Source organism: Pedococcus soli (assembly GCF_054782575.1).
In genome coordinates this window covers 256,860-277,648 of sequence record NZ_BAAGSF010000006.1, presented here as the reverse complement: position 1 = coordinate 277,648, position 20,789 = coordinate 256,860, and the positions used below count along the sequence as shown (strand labels likewise).

Annotated in this window: 19 protein-coding genes; 11 read left to right on the top strand and 8 right to left on the bottom strand. The window is 72.3% G+C overall.

Annotated elements, in window-relative coordinates; translation table 11 throughout:
* The first annotated feature begins 3 nt into the window (after positions 1-3).
* The gene (locus tag ACYVKF_RS16585; protein WP_460967848.1) at positions 4-1,122 is read left to right on the top strand and encodes a DUF3866 family protein; all 1,119 of its coding nucleotides are present in this window, start codon (positions 4-6) and stop codon (positions 1,120-1,122) included.
* 48 nt (positions 1,123-1,170) lie between these two features.
* On the opposite strand, the gene ACYVKF_RS16580 is transcribed toward ACYVKF_RS16585, so the two are convergent.
* The 3 genes from ACYVKF_RS16580 to pafA all read right to left on the bottom strand — a co-directional run bounded on the left by ACYVKF_RS16580 (position 1,171) and on the right by pafA (position 4,059).
* Complete coding sequence (locus ACYVKF_RS16580) at positions 1,171-1,557, bottom strand: FKBP-type peptidyl-prolyl cis-trans isomerase (RefSeq protein ID WP_056914415.1); 387 nt, start codon at positions 1,555-1,557, stop codon at positions 1,171-1,173.
* Positions 1,558-1,598: 41 nt separating this feature from the next.
* Entirely contained in the window at positions 1,599-2,570 is a 972-nt protein-coding gene (locus ACYVKF_RS16575; RefSeq protein WP_157581189.1) for an FKBP-type peptidyl-prolyl cis-trans isomerase, read from the bottom strand.
* Between the two features lie 121 nt (positions 2,571-2,691).
* Complete coding sequence (pafA, locus tag ACYVKF_RS16570) at positions 2,692-4,059, bottom strand: Pup--protein ligase (RefSeq protein WP_056914413.1); 1,368 nt, start codon at positions 4,057-4,059, stop codon at positions 2,692-2,694.
* A gap of 66 nt (positions 4,060-4,125) precedes the next feature.
* On the opposite strand from pafA, the gene ACYVKF_RS16565 reads away from it, so the two are divergent.
* The 6 genes from ACYVKF_RS16565 to ACYVKF_RS16540 all read left to right on the top strand — a co-directional run bounded on the left by ACYVKF_RS16565 (position 4,126) and on the right by ACYVKF_RS16540 (position 10,295).
* Positions 4,126-5,598, top strand: coding sequence for a coiled-coil domain-containing protein (locus tag ACYVKF_RS16565; RefSeq protein ID WP_460967845.1), 1,473 nt, complete (start codon positions 4,126-4,128; stop codon positions 5,596-5,598).
* Positions 5,591-6,736 carry a hypothetical protein gene (locus ACYVKF_RS16560; RefSeq protein WP_460967843.1) on the top strand — a complete coding sequence of 382 codons (1,146 nt, stop codon included), beginning with the start codon at positions 5,591-5,593 and terminating at the stop codon, positions 6,734-6,736. Before ACYVKF_RS16565 ends, ACYVKF_RS16560 begins: the two co-directional genes overlap by 8 nt.
* 19 nt (positions 6,737-6,755) lie before the next feature.
* The gene (locus ACYVKF_RS16555) at positions 6,756-7,754 is read left to right on the top strand and encodes an NAD-dependent epimerase/dehydratase family protein (protein ID WP_460967841.1); all 999 of its coding nucleotides are present in this window, start codon (positions 6,756-6,758) and stop codon (positions 7,752-7,754) included.
* A gap of 171 nt (positions 7,755-7,925) precedes the next feature.
* A complete protein-coding gene (locus ACYVKF_RS16550) occupies positions 7,926-8,846 on the top strand; it encodes an alpha/beta hydrolase (protein WP_460967839.1) in 921 nt (306 codons plus the stop codon).
* 51 nt (positions 8,847-8,897) lie between these two features.
* A complete protein-coding gene (locus ACYVKF_RS16545) occupies positions 8,898-9,533 on the top strand; it encodes a peroxiredoxin (RefSeq protein ID WP_460967837.1) in 636 nt (211 codons plus the stop codon).
* A gap of 36 nt (positions 9,534-9,569) precedes the next feature.
* A complete protein-coding gene (locus ACYVKF_RS16540; protein WP_460967835.1) occupies positions 9,570-10,295 on the top strand; it encodes a dienelactone hydrolase family protein in 726 nt (241 codons plus the stop codon).
* An 87-nt stretch (positions 10,296-10,382) separates the two neighbouring features.
* On the opposite strand, the gene prcA is transcribed toward ACYVKF_RS16540, so the two are convergent.
* From prcA to dop, 4 genes are all read right to left on the bottom strand, one after another.
* Entirely contained in the window at positions 10,383-11,222 is an 840-nt protein-coding gene (gene prcA, locus ACYVKF_RS16535) for a proteasome subunit alpha (RefSeq protein WP_460967833.1), read from the bottom strand.
* The gene (gene prcB, locus ACYVKF_RS16530) at positions 11,219-12,046 is read right to left on the bottom strand and encodes a proteasome subunit beta (protein WP_460967831.1); all 828 of its coding nucleotides are present in this window, start codon (positions 12,044-12,046) and stop codon (positions 11,219-11,221) included. Before prcB ends, prcA begins: the two co-directional genes overlap by 4 nt.
* Positions 12,043-12,249 (bottom strand): ubiquitin-like protein Pup, encoded by a 207-nt coding sequence (locus ACYVKF_RS16525; RefSeq protein ID WP_056914404.1) that lies wholly within the window; start codon positions 12,247-12,249, stop codon positions 12,043-12,045. Before ACYVKF_RS16525 ends, prcB begins: the two co-directional genes overlap by 4 nt.
* Before the next feature lie 77 nt (positions 12,250-12,326).
* Positions 12,327-13,826: a depupylase/deamidase Dop gene (gene dop / locus ACYVKF_RS16520; protein ID WP_082553183.1), complete on the bottom strand. Its 1,500-nt coding sequence runs from the start codon at positions 13,824-13,826 to the stop codon at positions 12,327-12,329.
* A gap of 93 nt (positions 13,827-13,919) precedes the next feature.
* Between dop and ACYVKF_RS16515 the strand changes: the two genes are divergently transcribed.
* The 4 genes from ACYVKF_RS16515 to ACYVKF_RS16500 are packed head-to-tail and all read left to right on the top strand — an operon-like array spanning position 13,920 to position 19,001.
* Positions 13,920-14,930: an alpha/beta hydrolase gene (locus ACYVKF_RS16515; protein ID WP_460967828.1), complete on the top strand. Its 1,011-nt coding sequence runs from the start codon at positions 13,920-13,922 to the stop codon at positions 14,928-14,930.
* Between the two features lie 35 nt (positions 14,931-14,965).
* The gene (locus ACYVKF_RS16510) at positions 14,966-15,955 is read left to right on the top strand and encodes a ribose-phosphate diphosphokinase (RefSeq protein WP_056914401.1); all 990 of its coding nucleotides are present in this window, start codon (positions 14,966-14,968) and stop codon (positions 15,953-15,955) included.
* Positions 15,952-16,353, top strand: coding sequence for a DUF3054 domain-containing protein (locus ACYVKF_RS16505; protein ID WP_460967825.1), 402 nt, complete (start codon positions 15,952-15,954; stop codon positions 16,351-16,353). The genes ACYVKF_RS16510 and ACYVKF_RS16505 overlap by 4 nt, the downstream gene beginning before the upstream one ends.
* Before the next feature lie 59 nt (positions 16,354-16,412).
* Complete coding sequence (locus ACYVKF_RS16500; protein ID WP_460967823.1) at positions 16,413-19,001, top strand: AMP-binding protein; 2,589 nt, start codon at positions 16,413-16,415, stop codon at positions 18,999-19,001.
* On the opposite strand, the gene arc is transcribed toward ACYVKF_RS16500, so the two are convergent.
* Positions 18,998-20,740 carry a proteasome ATPase gene (gene arc, locus ACYVKF_RS16495; protein ID WP_056914398.1) on the bottom strand — a complete coding sequence of 581 codons (1,743 nt, stop codon included), beginning with the start codon at positions 20,738-20,740 and terminating at the stop codon, positions 18,998-19,000. The genes ACYVKF_RS16500 and arc overlap by 4 nt on opposite strands.
* Between the last annotated feature and the right edge of the window lie 49 nt (positions 20,741-20,789).

The window sequence follows — 20,789 nt, the reverse complement described above, 5'->3', positions numbered from 1 at the left end:
GTCGTGATGCAGTGGCGCGAGGGCACGGTTCAGCAGGTGCGTGGCCGGTGGCCGGGCGCCGTCGAGTATGCGGTCCAGCTGGCGGGCGACGACGGAGACGTGGTGCGCGCCCTCGCGTACACGGCCCTGGTCGGTGAGCCCCGGGTCGGTGACCGGGTCCTGCTCAACGCCTCCGCGCTGCTGCGCGGCCTCGGCACCGGGGGGCTGGCCTTCGTCGTCGCGGCACCAGACCGCCTCCCCGCCGACCCGCCGGCCAGCGAGGGCCACATCGTCAAGGCGAGGTACACGCCCCAGCAGCAGATGTTCATGGCCGTGGACGAGCAGGACAGCCCGCACCACGCAGCCCTGACCACCGGCCCCGCGGCCGCCGGTGACCTGCTCGGCCTGCCGGTCGTCGTCGCCGACCTGCACTCGGCCCTTCCCGCGGTCCTGGCCGGCCTGCGCACCGAACGCCCGGACGCCCGGGTCGTCTACCTCATGACCGACGGTGGAGCCCTGCCGCTCGCGTTCTCACGGGCGGTCGCCGGCCTCACCGAGGCGGGCTGGCTGCACGGCACCGTGACGGTGGGCCAGGCCTACGGCGGCGAGCACGAGGCGGTCACCCTGCACTCCGGACTGCTCGCGGCGCGCCACGTCCTCGGGGCCGACGTGGCCGTCGTCATCCAGGGACCGGGCAACGTCGGGACGGGCACGACCTGGGGGTACACGGGCGTCGCGGCGGGCGAGGCGCTCAACGCCGTCGGGGTCCTGCGCGGTCGCGGGGTCGCGGCCCTGCGCGTCTCCGACGCCGACCAGCGCGGGCGGCACCGTGGGATCTCGCACCACAGCCGGACGGCATACGGGAGGGTGTGCCTCACCGCGGCGGACGTGCCGGTGGGGATCGTGGACGACGAGTTCGGACGGCTCGTGCTCGCGCAGGCGGGCGACCTCGTGGACGAGGCGACCGGCGACCTGACCCTGCGCGAGGTGCCGGTCGGCGGGCTCGACGCGGCGCTGCGCGGCACCCCGGTGAAGCTCTCCACCATGGGCCGTGGGCTCGACGAGGACCACGCGGCGTTCCTGCACAGCGCAGCAGCCGGGCGGTGGGCCGCCCGGCTGCTGTCGGAGAACGCTGTCGGCTGAGGTGACCCAGCCATGGGTCCGCTCAGCGGACCCGGGGACGGTCCGCGGTCAGCGGACGTCCACGAGGTCGACCACGAAGATCAGGGTCTCGCCCGGCTTGATCGCGCCGCCGGCGCCACGGTCGCCGTAGGCGAGGTGCGCGGGGATGACGAGCTTGCGACGGCCGCCGACCTTCATGCCGACGATGCCGTCGTCCCAGCCGCGGATGACCTGACCGACGCCGAGGCGGAAGTCCAGGGGGGCGCCACGGTTCCACGAGGAGTCGAACTCCTCGCCGGTGGAGTGGGCCACGCCGACGTAGTGCGCCGAGATGGTGTCACCGGCGCCGGCCTCCTGGCCGTCACCCTCGGTGAGGTCCTCGATGACGAGCTCGCTGGGGGCCTCGTCGCCGGGGAAGTCGATCTCGGGCTTGGTGGTGTTGGGGTCGAAACCCATGCTGCTGCTCCTTGGGAAGAGAGGGGTGGGACGGGTGCGGCTCAGTAGGCCGCGAGGATGTCGACGACGAACACGAGGGTGTCCGTGCCGCTGATCTTGGGCGGGCTGCCCGCGGCGCCGTAGCCGTCTGCCGGCGGGACGACCATGAGCACGCGGCTGCCGACGGCCTTGCCGACGAGCTGGGCGTCCCAGGCCTTGATGACCTGCTGCTTGCCGATGACGGTCTCGAAGTAGCCCTGCGGGGAGGTCGCGGACGAGTCGAAGACCTTGCCGTCCTTCCAGAGCGCACCGGTGTAGGTGACACGGATGGTCTGGCCGGCTGCGACCTTGGCGCCGGTGCCGTCGATGAGGTTCTGGCCGACCGTCTTCGTCGGCGGCTTCTTGCCCTTGGGGATCGTGATGGTCGCGGCCTTGCCGCTCTCGACCTTGACCGACGGCAGGTCGGCGGAGGGCTTGACCTCCTTGCCCTCGGCGCTGGCCAGGGGCTTGGTCACGGAGAGCACGTCCATGAGGAAGACGACGGTGTCGGTGCCACCGACCTTGATGTCGGTGTTGCCCTGGGCGCCGAAGGCGTCCTTGGGCGGCACGGCCACCAGCACGCGCGAACCCACCTTCTGGTTCGCCAGGCCCTTCTTCAGGCCGGGCAGGAGGCCCTCGGCGCCGAGGCTGAGGCCGAGGTTCTGCTTGCCGTAGTTGGTGTCGAGGACCGAGGAGTCCTTGGCGTTGAGCAGGACGTACTTGACGCTGACGATCTCGTCGTCCTTCACCACGGGGCCGTCACCGGCCTTGACGACCTTGGTCGTCGTCTCCTTGACCGACAACGGCTTCGGGGTGATGGCGACCGTCGGCGCGGTGGTGTCGTTGCCCCCGGTCACGGTGATGCCGTCCAAGGGCGAGGCCTTGGCGTCGTCGGAGTTGCCACAGGCCGTCAGGGCCAGGAGGGCGGTCAGGGCCGCGGCCATCACCGACAGGCGGCGGCGGCTCGGGCGGGCAGACAGGGAACGCACAGACACGGTGAGGGACCTTCGATCGGGGCGGTGGACCAAGGACCCACCCTAACCGCGGAGGCTGGCAAAGCCCGAAATGCCCCATGTGCGAAGGCTGGGAACGGCGGCCGGCACCGGCGCCCGGTGGTCAGCCGCGCATGCCCTCGATCAGCCGCTCGACCCGGGCGTCGACGGCCGCGAACGGGTCCTTGCACAGCACGGTCCGCTGCGCCTGGTCGTTGAGCTTGAGGTGCACCCAGTCGACGGTGAAGTCGCGCCGGTGCTCCTGGGCCGCCTTGATGAAGTCGCCACGCAGCTTGGCCCGCGTGGTCTGCGGCGGCACCGTCTTGGCCTCGAACACCTCGGGGTCGGTGCACAGCCGCGCCGCGCGACCGTGCTTCTGCAGCACGTAGAACAGACCGCGCTGGCGGTTGACGTCGTGGTAGGCGAGGTCGATCTGGGCGATCCGCGGGTGCTCCATCGGCAGGCCGTGCTTGTCCATGTAGCCGGTGATGAGCTTGTGCTTGATGACCCAGTCGATCTCGGTGTCGACGAGCGAGAGGTTGCCGGTGTCGACGGCGGTGAGGGTGCGCTCCCAGAGGTCGAGGACCTGCTTGTGGATCGGGTCCTCCAGCCCCTCACGGTCGGCGTAGGCCTGCGCCCGCTCGAGGTACTCGGACTGGATCTGCAGCGCGGACAGCTCGCGACCGTTCGACAGCCGCACCGTCTTGCGGCCGGTCATGTCGTGGCTCATCTCCCGGATCGCCCGGATGGGGTTCTCCAGGGTCAGGTCGCGCACGACCATGCCGGCCTCGATCATCCGCAGGACCAGGTCGGCCGAGCCGACCTTGAGCATCGTGGTCGTCTCGCTCATGTTGGAGTCGCCGACGATCACGTGCAGGCGCCGGTACTTCTCGGCGTCGGCGTGCGGCTCGTCGCGCGTGTTGATGATCGGGCGCGAGCGGGTCGTGGCCGAGGAGACGCCTTCCCAGATGTGGTCGGCTCGTTGGCTGACGCAGAAGGTCGCGCCCTTGGAGGTGGTGACGACCTTGCCCGCGCCGCTGGTGATCTGACGGCTGACGAGGAACGGGATCAGCACGTCGGACAGCTGCTGGAACTCCCCCGCCCGGCCGACGAGGAAGTTCTCGTGGCAGCCGTAGGAGTTGCCGGCCGAGTCGGTGTTGTTCTTGAAGACGTAGATCTCGCCCTCGATGCCCTCCTCGACCAGCCGGTCCTGCGCATCGGCCACCAGGCCCTCGATGATGCGCTCCCCTGCCTTGTCGTGGATGACGAGCTGCCGGACGTGGTCGCACTCGGGGGTGGCGTACTCGGGGTGCGAACCCACGTCGAGGTAGAGCCGGGAACCGTTGGAGAGGAAGACGTTGGAGGACCGGCCCCACGAGACGACCTTGCGGAAGAGGTAGCGCGCGACCTCGTCGGGCGTCAGCCTGCGCTGCCCCTCGAACGTGCACGTGATGCCGTACTCGTTCTCGATCCCGAAGATCCGGCGCTCCATGGACCCACTCTAGGCTTGAACTCCTCTTGGGCCACGGCAAACCCTCGGCGTGGAATCATGACCGCCATGCCCGACGCCCTCCCAGCGGACGCGCTGACGCGTCCACCGGGTCCGCCCGCCACCCAGATCGGCGACCTCACCCGGCACACCCAGTCGATCCTCGAACGAGCCCAGGCCCATGCCGACGCCCTCCGAGCCGAGTCCGACGCGGCACTGGCCCTCGCCAGGCAGGACGCCGAGCGGCTGCGCTCCGAGGCGCAGTCGCTCCTGCAGGACGCCCAGCGGCAGCACGCCGACGCGGTCCGTGACCGCGAGCAGGTGGGCCGGGCCCTCGACGACGCCCGCCGCGAGGCCGAGGCGCTCGTCACCGACGCGGCCGACCAGGCCTCGAGGCTCACCGAGGCCGCCTCCCGGACGAGCGAGGAGGCCGTCGCCGGCGCCCGGGCCGAGGCCCGCGCCCTCGTCGAGGACGCCGAGCAGCGGGCCGAGGCCCTGCGCGCCGCGGCCCAGCACGACCACGACACCGCGATGGCCCGGTATGCCGCCCACGAGCGCGAGCGCGATGCGGCCTTCGCCGAGGGCGTGGCGCGCATGGACGTCCGGCTCGCCGAGCGCGACGCGGAGCAGGCCGCGCAGCACGCCGCCCTGCTGGCCGAGGCCCGCGAGGAGGCGGAGGCGTTGCTGGCGCAGGCGCGGACCCGGGTGGAGGAGGCCCAGGTCGAGGCGTCGCGCCTGACCGACGAGGCTGCCGCGAGGGCGGCGGCCCTCGGCGAGGAGTCGCGGGACCGGGCCCGGGTGGTCCTCGAGACGGCTCATGCCGAGGCCGACCAGGTCACGGCAGAGGCGCAGGAGCACCTGGCCTGGAGCCAGCGGACGGTTCGCGGCATCCTCGACGAGACCGAGGCCGACCTGGCCCGCCAGCGCCGCGAGACGCACCAGCAGCTCGCCACCCGGTTGCGTTCCCGTCGCCAGCTGATCCAGACCTCGCTCGCCCGTGCCGCCCACCGGGCGCGGTCCGAGCGCGACGCTGCCCGGGCGGAGTCCGGCAACCTGCGGGCCCAGGCCGAGGCCGTCATGACCGCGGCGCAGGCCCAGGCCGAGCGGACGACCGCGCTGGCCCGGGAGGAGGCGGACCGCGCACGGCTGTCGGCGGCAGAGAGCGAGAAGGCTGCCGAGGAGCGGGCGAACCGGCGCCTCGAGGAGGCCGAACGTGCGTCCCGGCTGGTCCGGGAGCGCACCGCCGAGGAGATCGAGCGCCTGCAACGCGAGACCCACGCGTCCCACCGGGCCGCTCGTGAGGAGCTCATCGCCACGAGCACCCAGGCGAGGGCGGACGCCGACCGCGTCCGGGAGGAGGCACGGGCCATGCTGGAGCGGGCCCGGGCCGAGGTCGCCTCCCTGGCGTCCCGCCGCGAGGACATCACCACCCAGCTCGGCCACCTCACCGGCGTCATCGACGCCCTGTCGGTGCCTTCCCACCAGACCACCGCTGACGACGGACCCACCACCCACGACACCGAACGGAACACCCATGAGTGACACCACCTCCTTCCGCAGCGTCCTGCGCGGCTACGACCCGGCCCAGGTCGACCAGTGGCGGGCCGAGCACGCCGGAGCCCTGGAGCAGGCCCGCCGCGAGGCGGCCGAGCGCACGGTCGAGGTCAGCGAGCTGCGTTCGACCCTGGCCAAGGTCCAGGAGGAGGGCGCCCAGACGGCTCGCGCGCTCGAAGGCCTCAAGGACGAGCAGCGCAAGGCTGCGGCCCCGACCTTCGCCGACCTCGGTGAACGCATCGGTGCCATCCTCACGATGGCCGACGAGGAGGCCACCGAGATCCGCCGGAACGCGGAGGTCGACGCCCAGACCCTGGCCGGCACCTCGCGCCTGGCCGCGGACCAGACCCGCACCGACGCCGACCGTTACGCCGAGGACGTGCGCACCCGCGCCGACGCCCAGGCCAGCCAGGTCGTCGAGAAGGCCAGGCAGCAGGCCGACTCGATCCTCGACGACGCCGACCGCGAGGCCTCGGCCCGTCGGGAGGAGGCGGAGGCCTTCTACGAGCACCAGCGCGCCCGCGCCGCCGCGGCGGCGGCCGACTTCGAGGCGACCCTGGGCCAGCGCCGCGACAAGGCGTCGGCCGAGTTCACCGCCCAGATGGCGGCGCACGAGAAGGCGCTCAACGAGGCGCAGGAGCGCGCCACCGGGCTGGCTGCCGACAGCGAGCGGGCCCACGCCGACGCCACCGCCGAGAGCCGGCGCACGCTCGAGTCGGCCAAGGCCGAGGCCGACGCGCTCGTCGCGTCCGCCCGTGAGCAGGCCGAGCGGATCCGTCGCGACTCCGAGCGTGAGCTCGCAGCGGCCACGGCCCGCCGCGACAGCATCACCGCACAGCTGAGCAACGTGCGCCAGATGCTCGCCACCCTCGGTGGTGCGTCCATGGTCGACTCGATCGAGGGCGCCCTGCCCGAGGTGGCGGCGGCGAGCGGCTCCGAGGCTGGCGAGTCCGCCGCGGTGGTCCCGGCACAGGGCCAGGACCGGTCTGAGGGCGCGCAGGACGCCGTCCCTGCTCCGGAGGCTGCCGGGGACGCAGCGCCGAAGACCGACCAGCCGTCGAAGCAGAAGGACGACGCATCCCGGCCCGCCCCGGCCACGGGCACGAAGCAACCGAGCCGCGCCTGAGCGCGGCGGTGGTGCGGTCATGAGGATCCTCGTGCTCGGCGGGACGGCCTGGCTGGGTGGCGAGGTCGCCGCGCAGGCGGTGACCGCCGGGCACCGGGTGACGGCGCTGGCCCGCGGCCGGGCCGGGGAGGTCCCTGCCGGGGTGTCCCTCGTCCGGGCCGACCGGTCCACGCCCGGCGCGTACGACGCGCTGGGTGGGGCCGACTGGGACGCCGTCGTCGACGTCGCCCGCCAGCCCAGCCAGGTCCGCGGCGCCCTGGCGGCGCTGGCCGACCGAGCCCGGTCCTGGGTCTTCGTGTCCTCCGCGTCGGTCTACGCGTCGCACGACGACCCCGGCGCCGACGAGTCGGCGCCCCTGCTCGACCCCTCCCCCGAGGACGACGAGGGGTCGGAGACGTATGGCGCGCGCAAGGTGGCGTGCGAGCAGGCCGTGCTCGGCGCCATACCGGACCGGGCCCTGGTGGCGAGGGCGGGACTGGTCGCCGGGCCGGGCGACCACACGGACCGGACCGGGTACTGGCCGTTGCGGTTCGCCCACCCGGCGACGGCCGACGGAGCGGTCCTCGTGCCCGACTCACCCATCGACACCCAGGTGATCGACGTCCGCGACCTCGCGGCCTGGCTGCTGCACTGCGCCGAGGTGGCCGCGGTGGGCGTGGCGAACGCTGCCGGGTCGGTCGTGCCGCTGCCCGACCACCTGCGCACCGCCCGGCAGGTGACGGGGCACGACGGCGAGCTGGTGGGGGTGTCGCAGGACTGGCTCGCCGAGCACGAGGTCGCACCGTGGTCGGGCGAGCGCTCGCTCCCGCTGTGGCTCCCCCTGCCGGAGTACGCCGGCATGATGAGCCGCAGCACTGCTGCGGCCGAGTCGCTCGGACTCAGGGCGCGGCCACTCGCCCAGACCCTGGAGGACACCCTCGCGTGGGAGCTGGCGCAGGGCCCCGGTCGCCCGCGCCGGGCCGGTCTCGCCCCTGCTGACGAGGTCGCCCTGGTCGACCTGGCCCGGGCGGTCGGCTGAGACGTCGACCGACCACATTTCCCGGACCGGGATGTGGCGGCGGGCGCCATAGGGAGGGGCACCGCCGGTGCGTAGCGTCGGGCCCAGCACGTCGACCGGGAGCTCCGGCCGGCTTCGTCCGGGCCGGCCCCGGCGCCGCGACGACGCGGTCACCCCGAGAGAGGACCCTGCGTGCCACCGCTGACCGAGCAGGTTCCCGTCGACGGCGGCCACCTCACGGTGCACCGCCTCACGCAGGCGCCCGCCGGGGCGCCGGTCGTCGTGGCCCTCCACAGCACCTCCTCGAACGCCCTCGCGTGGGTGCCGGTGGCCGAGCGCCTCGATGGCCTCGCGCACGTGCTGGCCCCGGACATGCGCGGGCGGGCCGAGAGTGCGCACCTGCGTTCCACCGGGCTGGCCGACCACGTGGCCGACGTGCACGCCCTCACCACCCACCTGGGCCTGGAGCGCCCGGTGCTGGCCGGCCACGACATGGGAGCCTTCGTCGCCGCGCTCGCGGCGGCCACCCACCCCCAGGACGCCGGGGCCGTCGTCCTGGTCGACGGCGGGTTGGCCTTTCCCTCACCGGGCACCCTCGACATCGACGAGGTCCTGCACAGCATCATCGGCCCGGCGATGGAACGGCTGTCGATGACGTTCGAGGACGAGCAGGCCTACCTCGCCCACTGGGGCGCCCACCCCGCCCTCGGGCGGCACCTGTCCGGACCCGCGGGAGCCGCCCTCGCGGCCTACCTGCTGCACGACCTGTCCGGGCCCCGGGGTCGGATGCGTTCGACGTCGTCCCTGGAGTGCGTGCGGGCCGACTGGGCCGACCTCGTGTCCGACCCGGCGACGCTCAGCGCCATCCACACCCTCCAGTCCCCCACCACCTTGCTGTACGCCCGCCGCGGACCCCTGGACCAGCCGGTCGGGTTGTACACGGCGGAGCGCATCGCCGCGGCGCACCTGCCCCCCGATCTTGCCGTGCGGGAGCTCGACTCCGACCACTACGGCCTGCTGCTCGACCCTGGCGTGGTGGGCACCGTCGCGGCGGCCCTGGTCGCCGCGCTGGGTCCAGCATCCGGACGAGATATCCACACCTCGGTCAAGTAACGGCATGTTTGGAACCGACAAACATCGCGTTACCTTCGAGAAGGAGCCGTCATGGCCACGCTGCGACTGGGCGACGACGCCCCGGACTTCACCGCCGACACGACCGAGGGCGAGCTGACCTTCCTCGACTGGAAGGGCGACGGCTGGGCCGTGCTGTTCAGCCACCCCGCCGACTTCACGCCCGTCTGCACCACCGAGCTCGGTCGCGTGGCCCAGCTCAAGGACGAGTGGGCCCGCCGCAACACCAAGGTCCTCGCGGTGTCCGTCGACGGGCTCGACGACCACAACTCGTGGAAGGCCGACATCGAGGAGGTCTCCGGCGCCTCGGTGACCTACCCGATCGTCGCCGACAAGGACCGCAACGTCGCCGAGCTCTACGACATGATCCACCCCGGCGCCGGCGACACCTCACCCGTCCGCTCCGTGTTCCTCATCGACCCGGCCGGCAAGGTGCGCCTGTCGCTCACCTACCCCAAGAGCGCCGGACGCAACTTCGACGAGATCCTGCGGGCCCTGGATGCGTTGCAGGTCAACGACTCAGGCCCGTTCTCGACGCCTGCTGACTGGAAGGCGGGCGAGCGCGTCATCGTCGCCCCGACCGTCTCGACCGAGGACGCCAAGGCGCGGTTCAAGGGTGTCGAGGTCGTCAAGCCGTACCTGCGCTACGCGGACGCGCCCTCTGCCTGAGGGGCACCCGGGGCCCGCGCGGCCTACGTTGGTGACATGACCAACACCCGCTCCCCTGAGGTCCTGTCCATCGAGGTCGACGGCGGTTCCATGCCCGCCGACCTGCACCTGCCCGAGTCCGCAGAGGGCCCGGGCATCGTGCTGTACCAGGAGATCTTCGGCGTCACCGACTACATCACCTCACGGGCCGCCGACCTGGCTGCCCTCGGGTACGTCGTCCTGGTCCCGCACCTCTACCACCGCCTCGGCGACCCGGTCGTCGAGGAAGGTGGCGACGGCCTGCCGCAGGCCATGGAGCTGATGGGCCGGTTCGACTGGGAGCAGGGCGTCAAGGACGGTGTGGCCGCGCTGGCCGCCGTGCGCGACCGCGTGGAGGTCCGCGGGCCGGCGGGCGTGATCGGGTTCTGCTTCGGCGGCGGGATGGCGTTCAACGTCGCTGCCGTTGCCGCGGCCGACCGCGCGGCCCCCGACGCGCTCGTGAGCTACTACGGCTCGGCACTGCCCACCCTGCTCGGTATGGCGCCCCAGGTCACCTCCCCGAGCCTGCACCACTTCGGCACGGCCGACGACTACATCCCGATGGAGAAGGTCGAGGAGATCGAGGCAGCAGTCACGGCCGACAACGACGACGTCACCTTCCTCACCTACGAGGGCGCCGGTCACGCCTTCGACAACCCGTCGCCGATGTTCCACCACGAGGCCGCCTCGAGCCAGGCCTGGGTCGCGACCGAGAGCTTCCTGCTCGAGAAGCTCCCTGTCTAGAAGGTCCCTGTCTGAGCGCGCAGCGCAGCAGGCCCGGACAGGAGGACGGCCGCCCCGACGGGGGCGGCCGTCCTCGTGCGCGCGGTGCTACTCGGTCGGGCGCTGGGTCTGCGGGTTGGTCGACTCGTCGCGCGGCGACTCACCGGTGAGGGTGTCGTGGCGTCCCGGCGTCCGGTCGTCCTCGGCCGGGGCGTCGTGCGTCGGGTCCTCGGTGCTGAGCAGCGCGTCGAGCAGCCCACCCCCGATGCGGCGGAACGTCCGGCGCGGACGCTCGCGATCGAGGACGGCCACCTCAAGCTGACCCGCACCGAGCGTGCGGGCCGGTGCGCCGCCCTCCTTGCCCGCGTCCTTTGCCGGGTCCTTGGCGAGCAGCTCGACCGCGAGCCGCAACGCGTCGGCGAGCGACAGTCCGGGCTCCCAGCGTTCCTTGAGCCCGGTCTCGATCGGCTCGGCCGCGCCACCCATGGCCACGAACCCGCGCTCGTCGGCGACGGACCCGTCATACGTGAGCCGGTAGATCTGGTCCTCGTCGGCGGTGCTGCCCACCTCGGCGACCACGATCTCGACCTCGTAGGGCTTGGACTCCTGGGTGAACACGGTGCCGAGGGTCTGCGCGTAGGCGTTGGCCAGGCCGCGAGCCGTGACGTCGGTGCGGTCGTAGGAGTAGCCGCGCAGGTCGGCGTAGCGGACGCCTGCCACCCGGAGGTTCTCGAACTCGTTGTACTTGCCGACCGCGGCGAACGCGATGCGGTCGTAGATCTCGGACACCTTGTGCAGGGCCCGCGACGGGTTCTCCGCGACGAACGCGATCCCCTTGTCGTAGCCGAGCACGACCACCGAGCGACCGCGCGCAATTCCCTTGCGGGCGTAGTCGGCCCGGTCCTTCATCAGCTGCTCGGGCGAGACGTAGAACGGCATGCTGCTCATCGCGCACCTCCCGGGTTGCCCTGGCGGGCGGCGATGACGGCCTCCACGGTCGTCCTCAGCTCGTCATCGGACCGGAACACCACACCCTGGTCACCCACCACCGCCACGGTCGGCCAGATGCGTCGACCGACGTCGGGTCCACCGGTCGCGGAGTCGTCGTCCGCGGCGTCGTACAGCGCCTCGACGGCGACCGAGACCGCGTCGTCGGCCGACAGCCCGGGTCGCCAGAGCTTCTTCATCGCCCCGCGCGCGAACAGCGAGCCCGAGCCCACGCTGTGGTGGTCGTGCTCCTCGTAGCAGCCGCCGGTCACGTCGTAGGAGAAGATCCGGCCGGTGCGCTTGTCGAGGTCGTAGCCCGCGAACAGCGGCACCACGGCCAGCCCCTGCATGGCCATGCCGAGGTTGGCCCGGATCATCGACGCCAGCCGGTTCGCCTTGCCCTCCAACGAGAGCAGCGTCCCCTCGATCTTCTCGTAGTGCTCGAGCTCGACCTGGAACAGCTTGACCAGCTCGATGGCGATGCCCGCGGTGCCGGCGATGCCGACGGCGGAGTACTCGTCACCGGCGAAGACCTTCTCCATGTCGCGGTTGGCGATGAGGTTGCCCATCGTCGCCCGCCGGTCGCCGGCCATCACGACGCCGCCGTCGTAGGTGACGGTGACGATCGTCGTGCCGTGCGGAGCCTCCATGGTGCTCCCGACCGGGAGGGCCCTGCGCGAGGGCAGCAGGTGAGGGGCGTGCGCCCCGACGAAGTCGGTGAAGGACGAGGAGCCCGTGGACAGGTATGCCGCGGGGAGCCTCCCCGCGTCGGCGCCTGTGGTCACTGGCCACCCTTCTGGACGAACCCCCGGACGAACTCCTCCGCGTTGGACTCCAGGACCCCGTCGATCTCGTCGAGGACGCTGTCGATGTCGGAGTCGAGGTTCTCCTTGCGGGCGGTGGCCTCGGGCGCTGCGGGGGTGGGCTCGGGCGCCTCGTCGGGCGCGTCGTCCCTGCGCTGTGGGCGGCTCTGCTCCTGGCTCGGCATGTCCGTGACCTCTCGCTCGGTGCTGCGTGTGGCGACGTGGGCGCGGGCGCCCGTCCTGCGTCGACCCTAGTCCGAACCTAACCCGATGCCGAGGCCAACTCGCGCAGCAGGGTGGCGGCGTCCGGACTCCGGTCGAGCAACGACCCGACGCTGGCCTTGGTGCCCCGCAACGGTTCCAGCATCGGCACCCGCTGCAGCGACGCATGGCCCGGGACGTCGAAGATCACCGAGTCCCACGAGGCGGCGGCGATCTGGTCGGGGTACTTCTCCAGGCACTTGCCCCGGAAGTACGCCCGGGTGTCGTGCGGGGGCTCGCGCACGGCCTCGAGGACGACCTCCTCCGGCACGAGCTCCTCGAACCGCCCAGCCCTGCGCAACCGGTGGAAGAGGCCCTTGTCGGGGCGCACGTCCGACCACTGGATGTCGATGGCGCGCAGCCGCGAGTCGGACCAGTCCAGGCCGTCGCGGTCGATGTACCCCTGCAGCACCTGCAGCTTGCCGACCCAGTCGACCTCGCGGGCGGCCTCGGAGGGGTCCCGCTCGAGCTTGTCGAGGACCAGGGCCCACCACCGCATGACCTCCGCGGTGTCGTCGTCCCGCTCGGCGCCATACCGGTCCTGGAGGTAGCGCTCCGCGGCGTCGTGGTAGCGCCACAGCAGCTGCACCGCGGTGAGCTTCGTCCCGTCCCGCAGCTCGATGAGCTGGCGGCAGGTGGGGTCGTGGCTGACGGCCTGGAGGGTCGCGACAGGGCGGGCGACGGTGAGGTCGGCGCTGATCGCACGGTCCTCGATCATGGCCAGGACCAGCGACGTGGTGCCCAGCTTGAGGAGGTTCGCGACGTCGCAGTGGTTGGCGTCGCCGATGATGACGTGCAGCCGGCGGTACAGGTCCGCCACCGCGTGCGGCTCGTCCCGGGTGTTGATGATGGGCCGCTTGAGCGTCGTCTCCAGGCCCACCTCGACCTCGAAGAAGTCGCTGCGCTGGCTGAGCTGGAACCCGTCGCGGCGCGAGTCCATCCCGATGCCCACCCGCCCGGACCCGGTGACCACCTGACGGGCGACGAAGAACGGCACGAGGTGGCGCACGATGTCGGAGAACGGCGTCTCGCGGCGCATGAGGTAGTTCTCGTGCGTGCCGTAGGACTGGCCCTTGCCGTCGGTGTTGTTCTTGTAGAGGTTGACCCCCGGCGGCACGTGCGACAGGCGGCGCACCGACTCGGCCATGATCAGCTCGCCGGCCCGGTCCCAGGCCACGGCCGCGCGCGGGGTGGTGACCTCGGGCGAGGAGTACTCCGGGTGGGCGTGGTCGACGTAGAGGCGTGCGCCGTTGGTGAGGACGACGTTGGCCAGCGTCGGGTCCTCCTCGTCGGTGAGCTGGCTGGGGTCGGCGAGCCCGCGGCCCATCTCGAACCCCCGGGCGTCCCGCAGGGGCGCCTCGTCGGCGTAGTCCCAGGAGGCGTGCGCGGCCCGGATGCCCTGGGCCGACGCGTACGCGTTGACCACCTGGCCGGAGAGGACCATGGGGTTGGCTGCGGGGTCGCCGGGCACCGAGATGCCGTACTCGGTCTCGATCCCCATGACCCGGCGGACGGTCATCGGTCGAGCTCGCGGCGGTGTCCGGGTCGTGCGTCCTGGCTCATGTCCTCACCCTAGGTGAGTTAGTTTCTGCAGATGCGTCACTCCCCCAGAGCGTTGTACCCGCAGACCGCCGCCCTCACCGCGCTCCTCGACAGTGGTCTCCGGCCGCCGGTGGAGCGTCGCAGCGTCCAGCAGATCCAGGCGGACCGGGGTGCGGTGACGCCGGACCGGCCGCCGTTCTCGTGGATCACGGGGGCCGTGGACCGGTCGGTCGGCATCACCTACGGCACGGCACCGGCGCGTGACGGCCACTCGATCCCGCTGCGCCTGTACCGCCCCCGTGGCGTCCGCGACACCGAGACCGAGGTCCCGGTCATCGTCTTCCTGCACGGCGGGGGGTTCGTGCAGGGCAACGTCGTGATGTACGACCCGCTGTGCAGCCACCTCGCCGCCCAGGTCCGCGCCGTGGTCGTGAGCGTCGACTACCGGCTGGCGCCCGAGCACCGGGCCCCCACGGCCGCCCACGACTGCGTCGACGCCACCACGTGGCTCTCCGGGCAGGGTGACGTCCTGCGCGCCGACACCTCGCGGGTCGCCCTCTGCGGTGACAGCGCCGGCGGCAACCTCGCCGCGGTGACCGCCCAGGTGCTGCGCGACCGCGGGGACTCACCGGTGCGCCACCAGGCCCTGATCTACCCCGCGACCGACATGACCCTGGCGTCCCCCTCGATCCACGAGCTGGCCGGGGCGCCGATGCTCACCCGCGCCAGCATCGTGGCCTTCCGCAACCACTACGCCCCCGAGGGCTCGGACCTGCGCGACCCGCTCGTCTCGCCGTTGTTCGGCAGCCTCGAGGGCCTGCCGCCCGCCCTGATCCAGACCGCCGACCGCGACCCGCTGCGCGACGACGGCTCCCGGTATGCCGCCGCGCTGCGGGCCGCGGGCGTGCCCGTCCGGCTCACCAACTACGTCCGCGTCCCGCACGGTTTCGCCTCCATCCCCGGCGTCGTGCCCACCGCGGCCCAGCACCGCGCCGAGCTCGTCGGCGAGCTCCGGTCCCACCTGTGGGACGGGGAGGTCCCACAGGGGCCCCGCGGCGGTTAGTCTCGACGTGCATCACCGGTCGACCGAGGAGCGTCATGCGGGACATCGTGGTTTTCTCCGGGAGCGCCCACCGCGCCCTCGCCCGACGCATCTGCGACGCCCTGGGCGTCGACCTCTCACCCGCTGACATCACGCGGTTCAGCAACGACTGCCTCCAGGCGCAGCTGCTGGCGAACTGCCGCCAGCGCGACGTCTACATCGTCCAGCCGTTGGTGCCGCCGACGCAGGAGCACCTGATGGAGCTGCTCCTCATGGTCGACGCGGCGCGGGGTGCCTCGGCGGCCCAGATCACGGCAGTGATCCCGCACTACGCGTACGCCCGCTCCGACAAGAAGGACGCCTCGCGGATCTCCCTCGGTGGCCGTCTGGTCGCCGACATGCTCGTGGCCGCAGGTGTCGACCGCGTGCTCACCATGACGCTCCACGCACCGCAGGTCCACGGCTTCTTCTCGGTGCCGGTCGACCACCTCACCGCCATCGGGGTCCTGGCGGACCACTTCCGGTCCGGGGACCTGACCAACTCGGTCGTGGTCTCCCCCGACCTCGGCAACGCCAAGACGGCCACGCAGTTCGCCCGGCTCCTCGGGCTGCCCGTGGCAGCGGGGTCCAAGCAGCGCCTGGCCGACGACCGCGTCATCATCGACTCCATCGTCGGCGACGTCACCGGCAAGCGCGCCATCGTGCTCGACGACGAGATCGCCACCGGCGGCTCGATCGTGGAGCTCCTCGAGCGGCTGCGCGACCTCGGCTGCACCGGTGCCGACGTCGCCTGCACGCACGGGCTGTTCGCCGGCAAGGCCGTCGAACGGCTCCGCGACCACCCGATGATCGGCGAGGTCGTCACGACCGACACCGTGCCCGCCCCGGGCCACTGGCCCGAGCTGCAGGTGCGCTCGGTGGCGCAGCTGTTCGCCGAGGCCATCAAGCGCATCCACGCCGGCGAGTCCGTGAGCAGCCTCTTCGACGGGGTCGACCCGACCCTCTCACCCCCGCAGGCGACGCTGTTCGACAAGGTGCGCGCGTGAGGCGTGCCGCGGGTGCGTTCCTGCTCGACGTCGTCGCAGTCCTGCTCTTCGCGACCATCGGCCGGGCCAGCCATGCCGAGGGCGTGACCCTGCGCGGCGTCGTCCTCGTCGCCTGGCCCTTCCTCGCAGCACTGGCGCTCGGCTGGCTGCTGGCCCGCACGCGCGGTGACTGGCCCGTGCGGGTGCCCGGTTCGCCCGTGGTCTGGCTGACGACCGTGGTCCTCGGCCTGGCGCTGCGGGTCGCGACCGGCGGTGGGTTCGCCTGGAGCTTCGGCGTCGTCACCCTCGTCGTGCTCGGCCTGTTCCTCGCCGGGTGGCGGTGCGTGCGCGAGGTGGGCCGCTTCGCCGTCGAGGGCGTGGCCCGCTGGTCGCAGGCCCGCGAGCGGGTGTCGCGCTAGCCTGCCCCCCTGTGCAGGGCATTTGAGTTTGGTAAGCCTTACCTAATACGCTCCTGGGCGTGGTTGCGCTCCCTGCTGTCGCCCCGGCCCGACCGGCCGTCGCCTTCGCGACGTCGCTGCGCTCCCGCGGTGCCGCCCCGGCCGTCCACACCGGCTCCCGGACCCTGACGTATGCCGCCCTGGCCGACCTCGTCGACGCGGCTGCCGCCGCCCTCGGCGGTGGTCGGCGCCTGGTGCTCCTGGCCGCCGACAACACCCTCGACGCGCTGGTGACCTACCTCGGGGCCCTCGCTGCCGGGCACGTGCCGCTGCTGGCCCCCGGCGACCGGGTGCAGCACCTCGACCGCCTCGCCGACGCCTACGACCCCGACGTCGTGGCCGGGCGAGGCCCGGCCGGCTGGCAGGTGGTCGACCGCCACGACCCGGCCTCGCCGGCCCACGACCTGCACCCCGACCTCGCGCTGCTCCTGCCCACGTCGGGGTCGACCGGCTCCCCCAAGGTCGTGCGGCTCTCCCACGAGAACCTCGACAGCAACGCCCACGCGATCGCGGACGCGCTCGGCATCCGGTCGACCGACCGCGCCGTGACCAGCCTGCCGCTGCACTACTGCTACGGCCTGTCGGTGGTGCACAGCCACCTCGCCGCCGGCGCGAGCATCGTGCTCACCGAGCTCTCGGTCGTCGACCCCTGCTTCTGGCGGCTGTTCGACGCGACCGCCGCCACGACCCTGGCGGGGGTCCCGCACAGCTTCGACCTGCTGGAGCGCAGCGGGTTCGCCGACCGGCACCACCCGACGCTGCGCTGCGTCACCCAGGCCGGTGGGCGACTCGACCCGGAGGTCGTCACCCGTTTCGCCGACCTCGGGCGCGAGCAGGGCTGGGACCTGTTCGTCATGTACGGCCAGACGGAGGCCACCGCCCGGATGGCCGTCCTCCCGCCGGACCTCGCAGGCGTGCGGCCGGGGACCGTGGGCGCTCCCGTGCCGGGTGGCTCCTTCCGCATCGAACCCCTCGGGGAGATCGACTGCGGCTTCGGCGAGCTCGTCTACTCCGGCCCCAACGTCATGCTGGGCTACGCCCGGTCCTCGGCCGACCTCGCCCGCGGCCGTGACGTGACCGAGCTGCGGACCGGTGACCTGGCGCGGTTCGGTCCCGACGGCCTCGTCGAGATCGTCGGGCGACGGAGCCGGTTCGCCAAGGTCGTCGGCCTGCGGATCGACCTCGACCACGTCGAGCGCGACCTGCGCGACGCCGGGCACCGCACCCACTGCGTCGACCTCGGGGACGCGGTGGGCGTGCTCGCCGAACGCACCGGGGCCGGCCCGGAGGTCACGCAGGCGCTGCGCCGCCAGCACGGCATACCGGCTGCCGCGGTCGTCGTCCTCGACGGGCTGCAGGCCCCTCGGCTGGCCACCGGCAAGCCGGACTACCCACGGGTCGCCGAGCTGCTCGGGGCCCACCGCGAGGCGCACCCGGCCACCGACGAGGGCACGACGTCCGACGGGGACGTCGTGGCGCGCGTCGTCGGGCTGTACCGCAGGCTGCTGGACGCCCCGCACGCCACCGAGCGGACCAGCTTCGTCGACCTCGGCGGCGACTCCCTCTCCTACGTCGAGGTGTCGCTCCGTCTCGAGCGGGTCCTGGACGCGCTCCCGTCCGGCTGGCACCTCCTCGCCCCTGCCGAGCTCGTCGGTGCGGCCGCAGCGACCCGGCGCCCGGCGCGGACCTGGTTGCACCGCGTGGAGACCAGCGTCGTGCTGCGGGCCGTCGCCGTGCTGCTCATCCTCGCCAACCACACCCACCTGTCGTTCGTCCCCGGAGGCGCGCACACGCTGCTCGCGCTGGCCGGCTTCAACCTCGCCCGGTTCCAGCTCACCAGCCGCTCCCGCGGAGAGCGCGTGAAGGGCGTCGCCCGGAGCGCCCTGCGGATCTGGGCGCCGAGCGCGGCCTGGATCGGCGTCGTCGCCGTCGTGGCAGGCACCTACGACTGGCGCAACGTGCTGCTGCTCAACCAGGTGCTCGGCGACTGGTCACGCTGGTCCGACCACTGGCACTACTGGTTCGTCGAGGCGGTGGTCGCCCTTCTGCTCGGCACCGCCGCGCTCCTGGCGGTCCCGGCCGTGGACCGCTGGGAGCGCCGGTGGCCGTTCGCCTTCCCCGTCGCCCTCGTGGGCCTGGGCCTGCTGACGAGGTATGCCGTCGTGGTGCCCGACGCCGGCCCCTACCGGGGGGCCAACGCCTACGTCCTCATCTGGCTGTTCGCCACCGGCTGGGCCGCGGCACGGGCGTCGTCGACCGCGCAGCGTCTCCTGGTCTCGGCGATCCCGGTCCTCACGGTGCCGGGGTTCTGGCCGTCGATGCCGATGCGGGAGGTGACCATCATCGTCGGGCTGCTCGTCCTGGCCTGGGTGCCGTCGGTCGTCCTGCCGGCGTTCCTCGGGCGGGCGGCTGCCGTGGTCGCCAGCGCCAGCCTGTTCGTCTACCTCACGCACTTCGTCGTCTACCCGCACATCATGGGGACGAGCTCGGTGCTCGCCATGGCCGCCTCCGTGGCCGTCGGGGTGGCCTACTGGCAGCTGTGGTTGCGCGTCGAAGCCGCGGCGGGGCGCCTCGTCGGCCGCGTGAAGGGGACCGCCGGGACCCCCTAGAGGTACTGGCCGGTGTTGGCGACGTTGTCGATCGACCGGCCCGGCTCGGTGCCGCTCTTGCCGGTGATGAGCGTGCGGATGTAGACGATCCGCTCGCCCTTCTTGCCGGAGATGCGGGCCCAGTCGTCCGGGTTGGTCGTGTTCGGCAGGTCCTCGTTCTCCTTGAACTCGTCCACGCAGCTCGCCAGCAGGTGGTCCACCCGGATGCCCTTGGCCCCGACCGTGAGGAAGTCCTTGATGGCCATCTTCTTGGCCCGGTCCACGATGTTCTGGATCATCGCGCCGGAGTTGAAGTCCTTGAAGTAGAGGACCTCCTTGTCACCGTTGGCGTACGTGACCTCGAGGAACCGGTTCTCCTCGATCTCGGAGTACATCCGCTCGACCGTGGCGGTGATCATCGCGTCGACCGTCGCCTGGGCGGAGCCGTCGTGCTCGGCCAGGTCGTGCGGGTGCAGCGGCAGGTCGGAGGTGAGGTACTTCGTGAAGATGTCGCGGGCGCTCTCGGCGTCGGGGCGCTCGATCTTGATCTTCACGTCGAGGCGGCCGGGCCGCAGGATGGCGGGGTCGATCATGTCCTCGCGGTTCGAGGCGCCGATGACGATGACGTTCTCGAGCCGTTCGACCCCGTCGATCTCCGACAGCAGCTGCGGCACGATCGTCGTCTCCACGTCGGAGGAGACCCCCGAGCCGCGGGTGCGGAACAGGCTGTCCATCTCGTCGAAGAACACCACGACCGGCGTGCCACCCGACGCCTTCTCCCGGGCCCGCTGGAAGATCAGCCGGATGTGGCGCTCGGTCTCACCGACGTACTTGTTGAGCAGCTCGGGGCCCTTGATGTTGAGGAAGAACGACTTGCCGACCGGCTTGCCCTCCTTCTCCGCCACCTTCCGGGCCAGCGAGGACGCCACGGCCTTGGCGATGAGCGTCTTGCCGCACCCGGGCGGGCCGTAGAGCAGGACGCCCTTCGGGGGCTTGAGCTGGTGCTCGGTGAACAGGTCGGGATGCAGGTAGGGCAGCTCGACGGCGTCCCGGATGGCCTCGATCTGGCCGGCCAGCCCACCGATGTCCTCGTAGTCGATGTCGGGCACCTCCTCGAGGACGAGCTCGGACACCTCGGCCTTGGGGATGCGTTCGTAGACGAACCCGGACCTCGACTCCAGCATGAGCGCGTCGCCCACCCGGATCGGCTCCCCCTCGAGGGAGTCGGCCATGCGGACGACCCGCTCCTCGTCGGCGTGCGAGACGACCAGGACCCTGCCCTCCCCGAGCAGCTCCTTGATCATGACGACCTCGCCGATGCGCTCGTAGCCGCAGGTCGCCACGACGTTCATCGCCTCGTTGAGGCGTACCTCCCGACCGCTCGAGAGCTCGGACGGGTCGACGGCCGGGCTCACGGCCACGTGCATCTTGCGGCCGCCGGTGAGGATGTCGACCGTGGCGTCGTCGTAGGACTCGAGGATCACGCCATACGCAGCCGGGGGCTGGGCCAACCGGTCGACCTCGGACTTGAGGGTGACGATCTGCTCGCGCGCCTCCTTGAGGGTGCGCACGAGGCGTTCGTTCTGCGAGGAGATCGTCGCGAGGTTGGACTGCAGCTGCAGCACCTTGGTCTCGAGCTCGCGCGAGCGCACGGGGGCGTCGGCGAGCCGCTGCCGCAGGGCGGCGACCTCCTCGGAGAGGAGCTCCGCCTGGCGGCGCTCCTCGCTGCGGTCGGGGGTGGGCTGGCTGTGGTCGGTCATGTCGACTCCCTCGGTGGCGAACCTCGGTCATCGACCGTGCGGGGACGGC

What these genes read in the sequence shown, in the direction of transcription:
- ACYVKF_RS16580 (WP_056914415.1), bottom strand. Translation starts at nt 1,557, where the DNA reads ATGGGTTTCGACCCCAACACCACCAAGCCCGAGATCGACTTCCCCGGC.
- pafA (WP_056914413.1), bottom strand. Translation starts at nt 4,059, where the DNA reads ATGGAGCGCCGGATCTTCGGGATCGAGAACGAGTACGGCATCACGTGC.
- ACYVKF_RS16565 (WP_460967845.1), top strand. Translation starts at nt 4,126, where the DNA reads ATGCCCGACGCCCTCCCAGCGGACGCGCTGACGCGTCCACCGGGTCCG.
- ACYVKF_RS16560 (WP_460967843.1), top strand. Translation starts at nt 5,591, where the DNA reads ATGAGTGACACCACCTCCTTCCGCAGCGTCCTGCGCGGCTACGACCCG.
- ACYVKF_RS16555 (WP_460967841.1), top strand. Translation starts at nt 6,756, where the DNA reads ATGAGGATCCTCGTGCTCGGCGGGACGGCCTGGCTGGGTGGCGAGGTC.
- ACYVKF_RS16545 (WP_460967837.1), top strand. Translation starts at nt 8,898, where the DNA reads ATGGCCACGCTGCGACTGGGCGACGACGCCCCGGACTTCACCGCCGAC.
- ACYVKF_RS16540 (WP_460967835.1), top strand. Translation starts at nt 9,570, where the DNA reads ATGACCAACACCCGCTCCCCTGAGGTCCTGTCCATCGAGGTCGACGGC.
- prcA (WP_460967833.1), bottom strand. Translation starts at nt 11,222, where the DNA reads ATGAGCAGCATGCCGTTCTACGTCTCGCCCGAGCAGCTGATGAAGGAC.
- ACYVKF_RS16525 (WP_056914404.1), bottom strand. Translation starts at nt 12,249, where the DNA reads ATGCCGAGCCAGGAGCAGAGCCGCCCACAGCGCAGGGACGACGCGCCC.
- dop (WP_082553183.1), bottom strand. Translation starts at nt 13,826, where the DNA reads ATGGGGATCGAGACCGAGTACGGCATCTCGGTGCCCGGCGACCCCGCA.
- ACYVKF_RS16515 (WP_460967828.1), top strand. Translation starts at nt 13,920, where the DNA reads ATGCGTCACTCCCCCAGAGCGTTGTACCCGCAGACCGCCGCCCTCACC.
- ACYVKF_RS16510 (WP_056914401.1), top strand. Translation starts at nt 14,966, where the DNA reads ATGCGGGACATCGTGGTTTTCTCCGGGAGCGCCCACCGCGCCCTCGCC.
- arc (WP_056914398.1), bottom strand. Translation starts at nt 20,740, where the DNA reads ATGACCGACCACAGCCAGCCCACCCCCGACCGCAGCGAGGAGCGCCGC.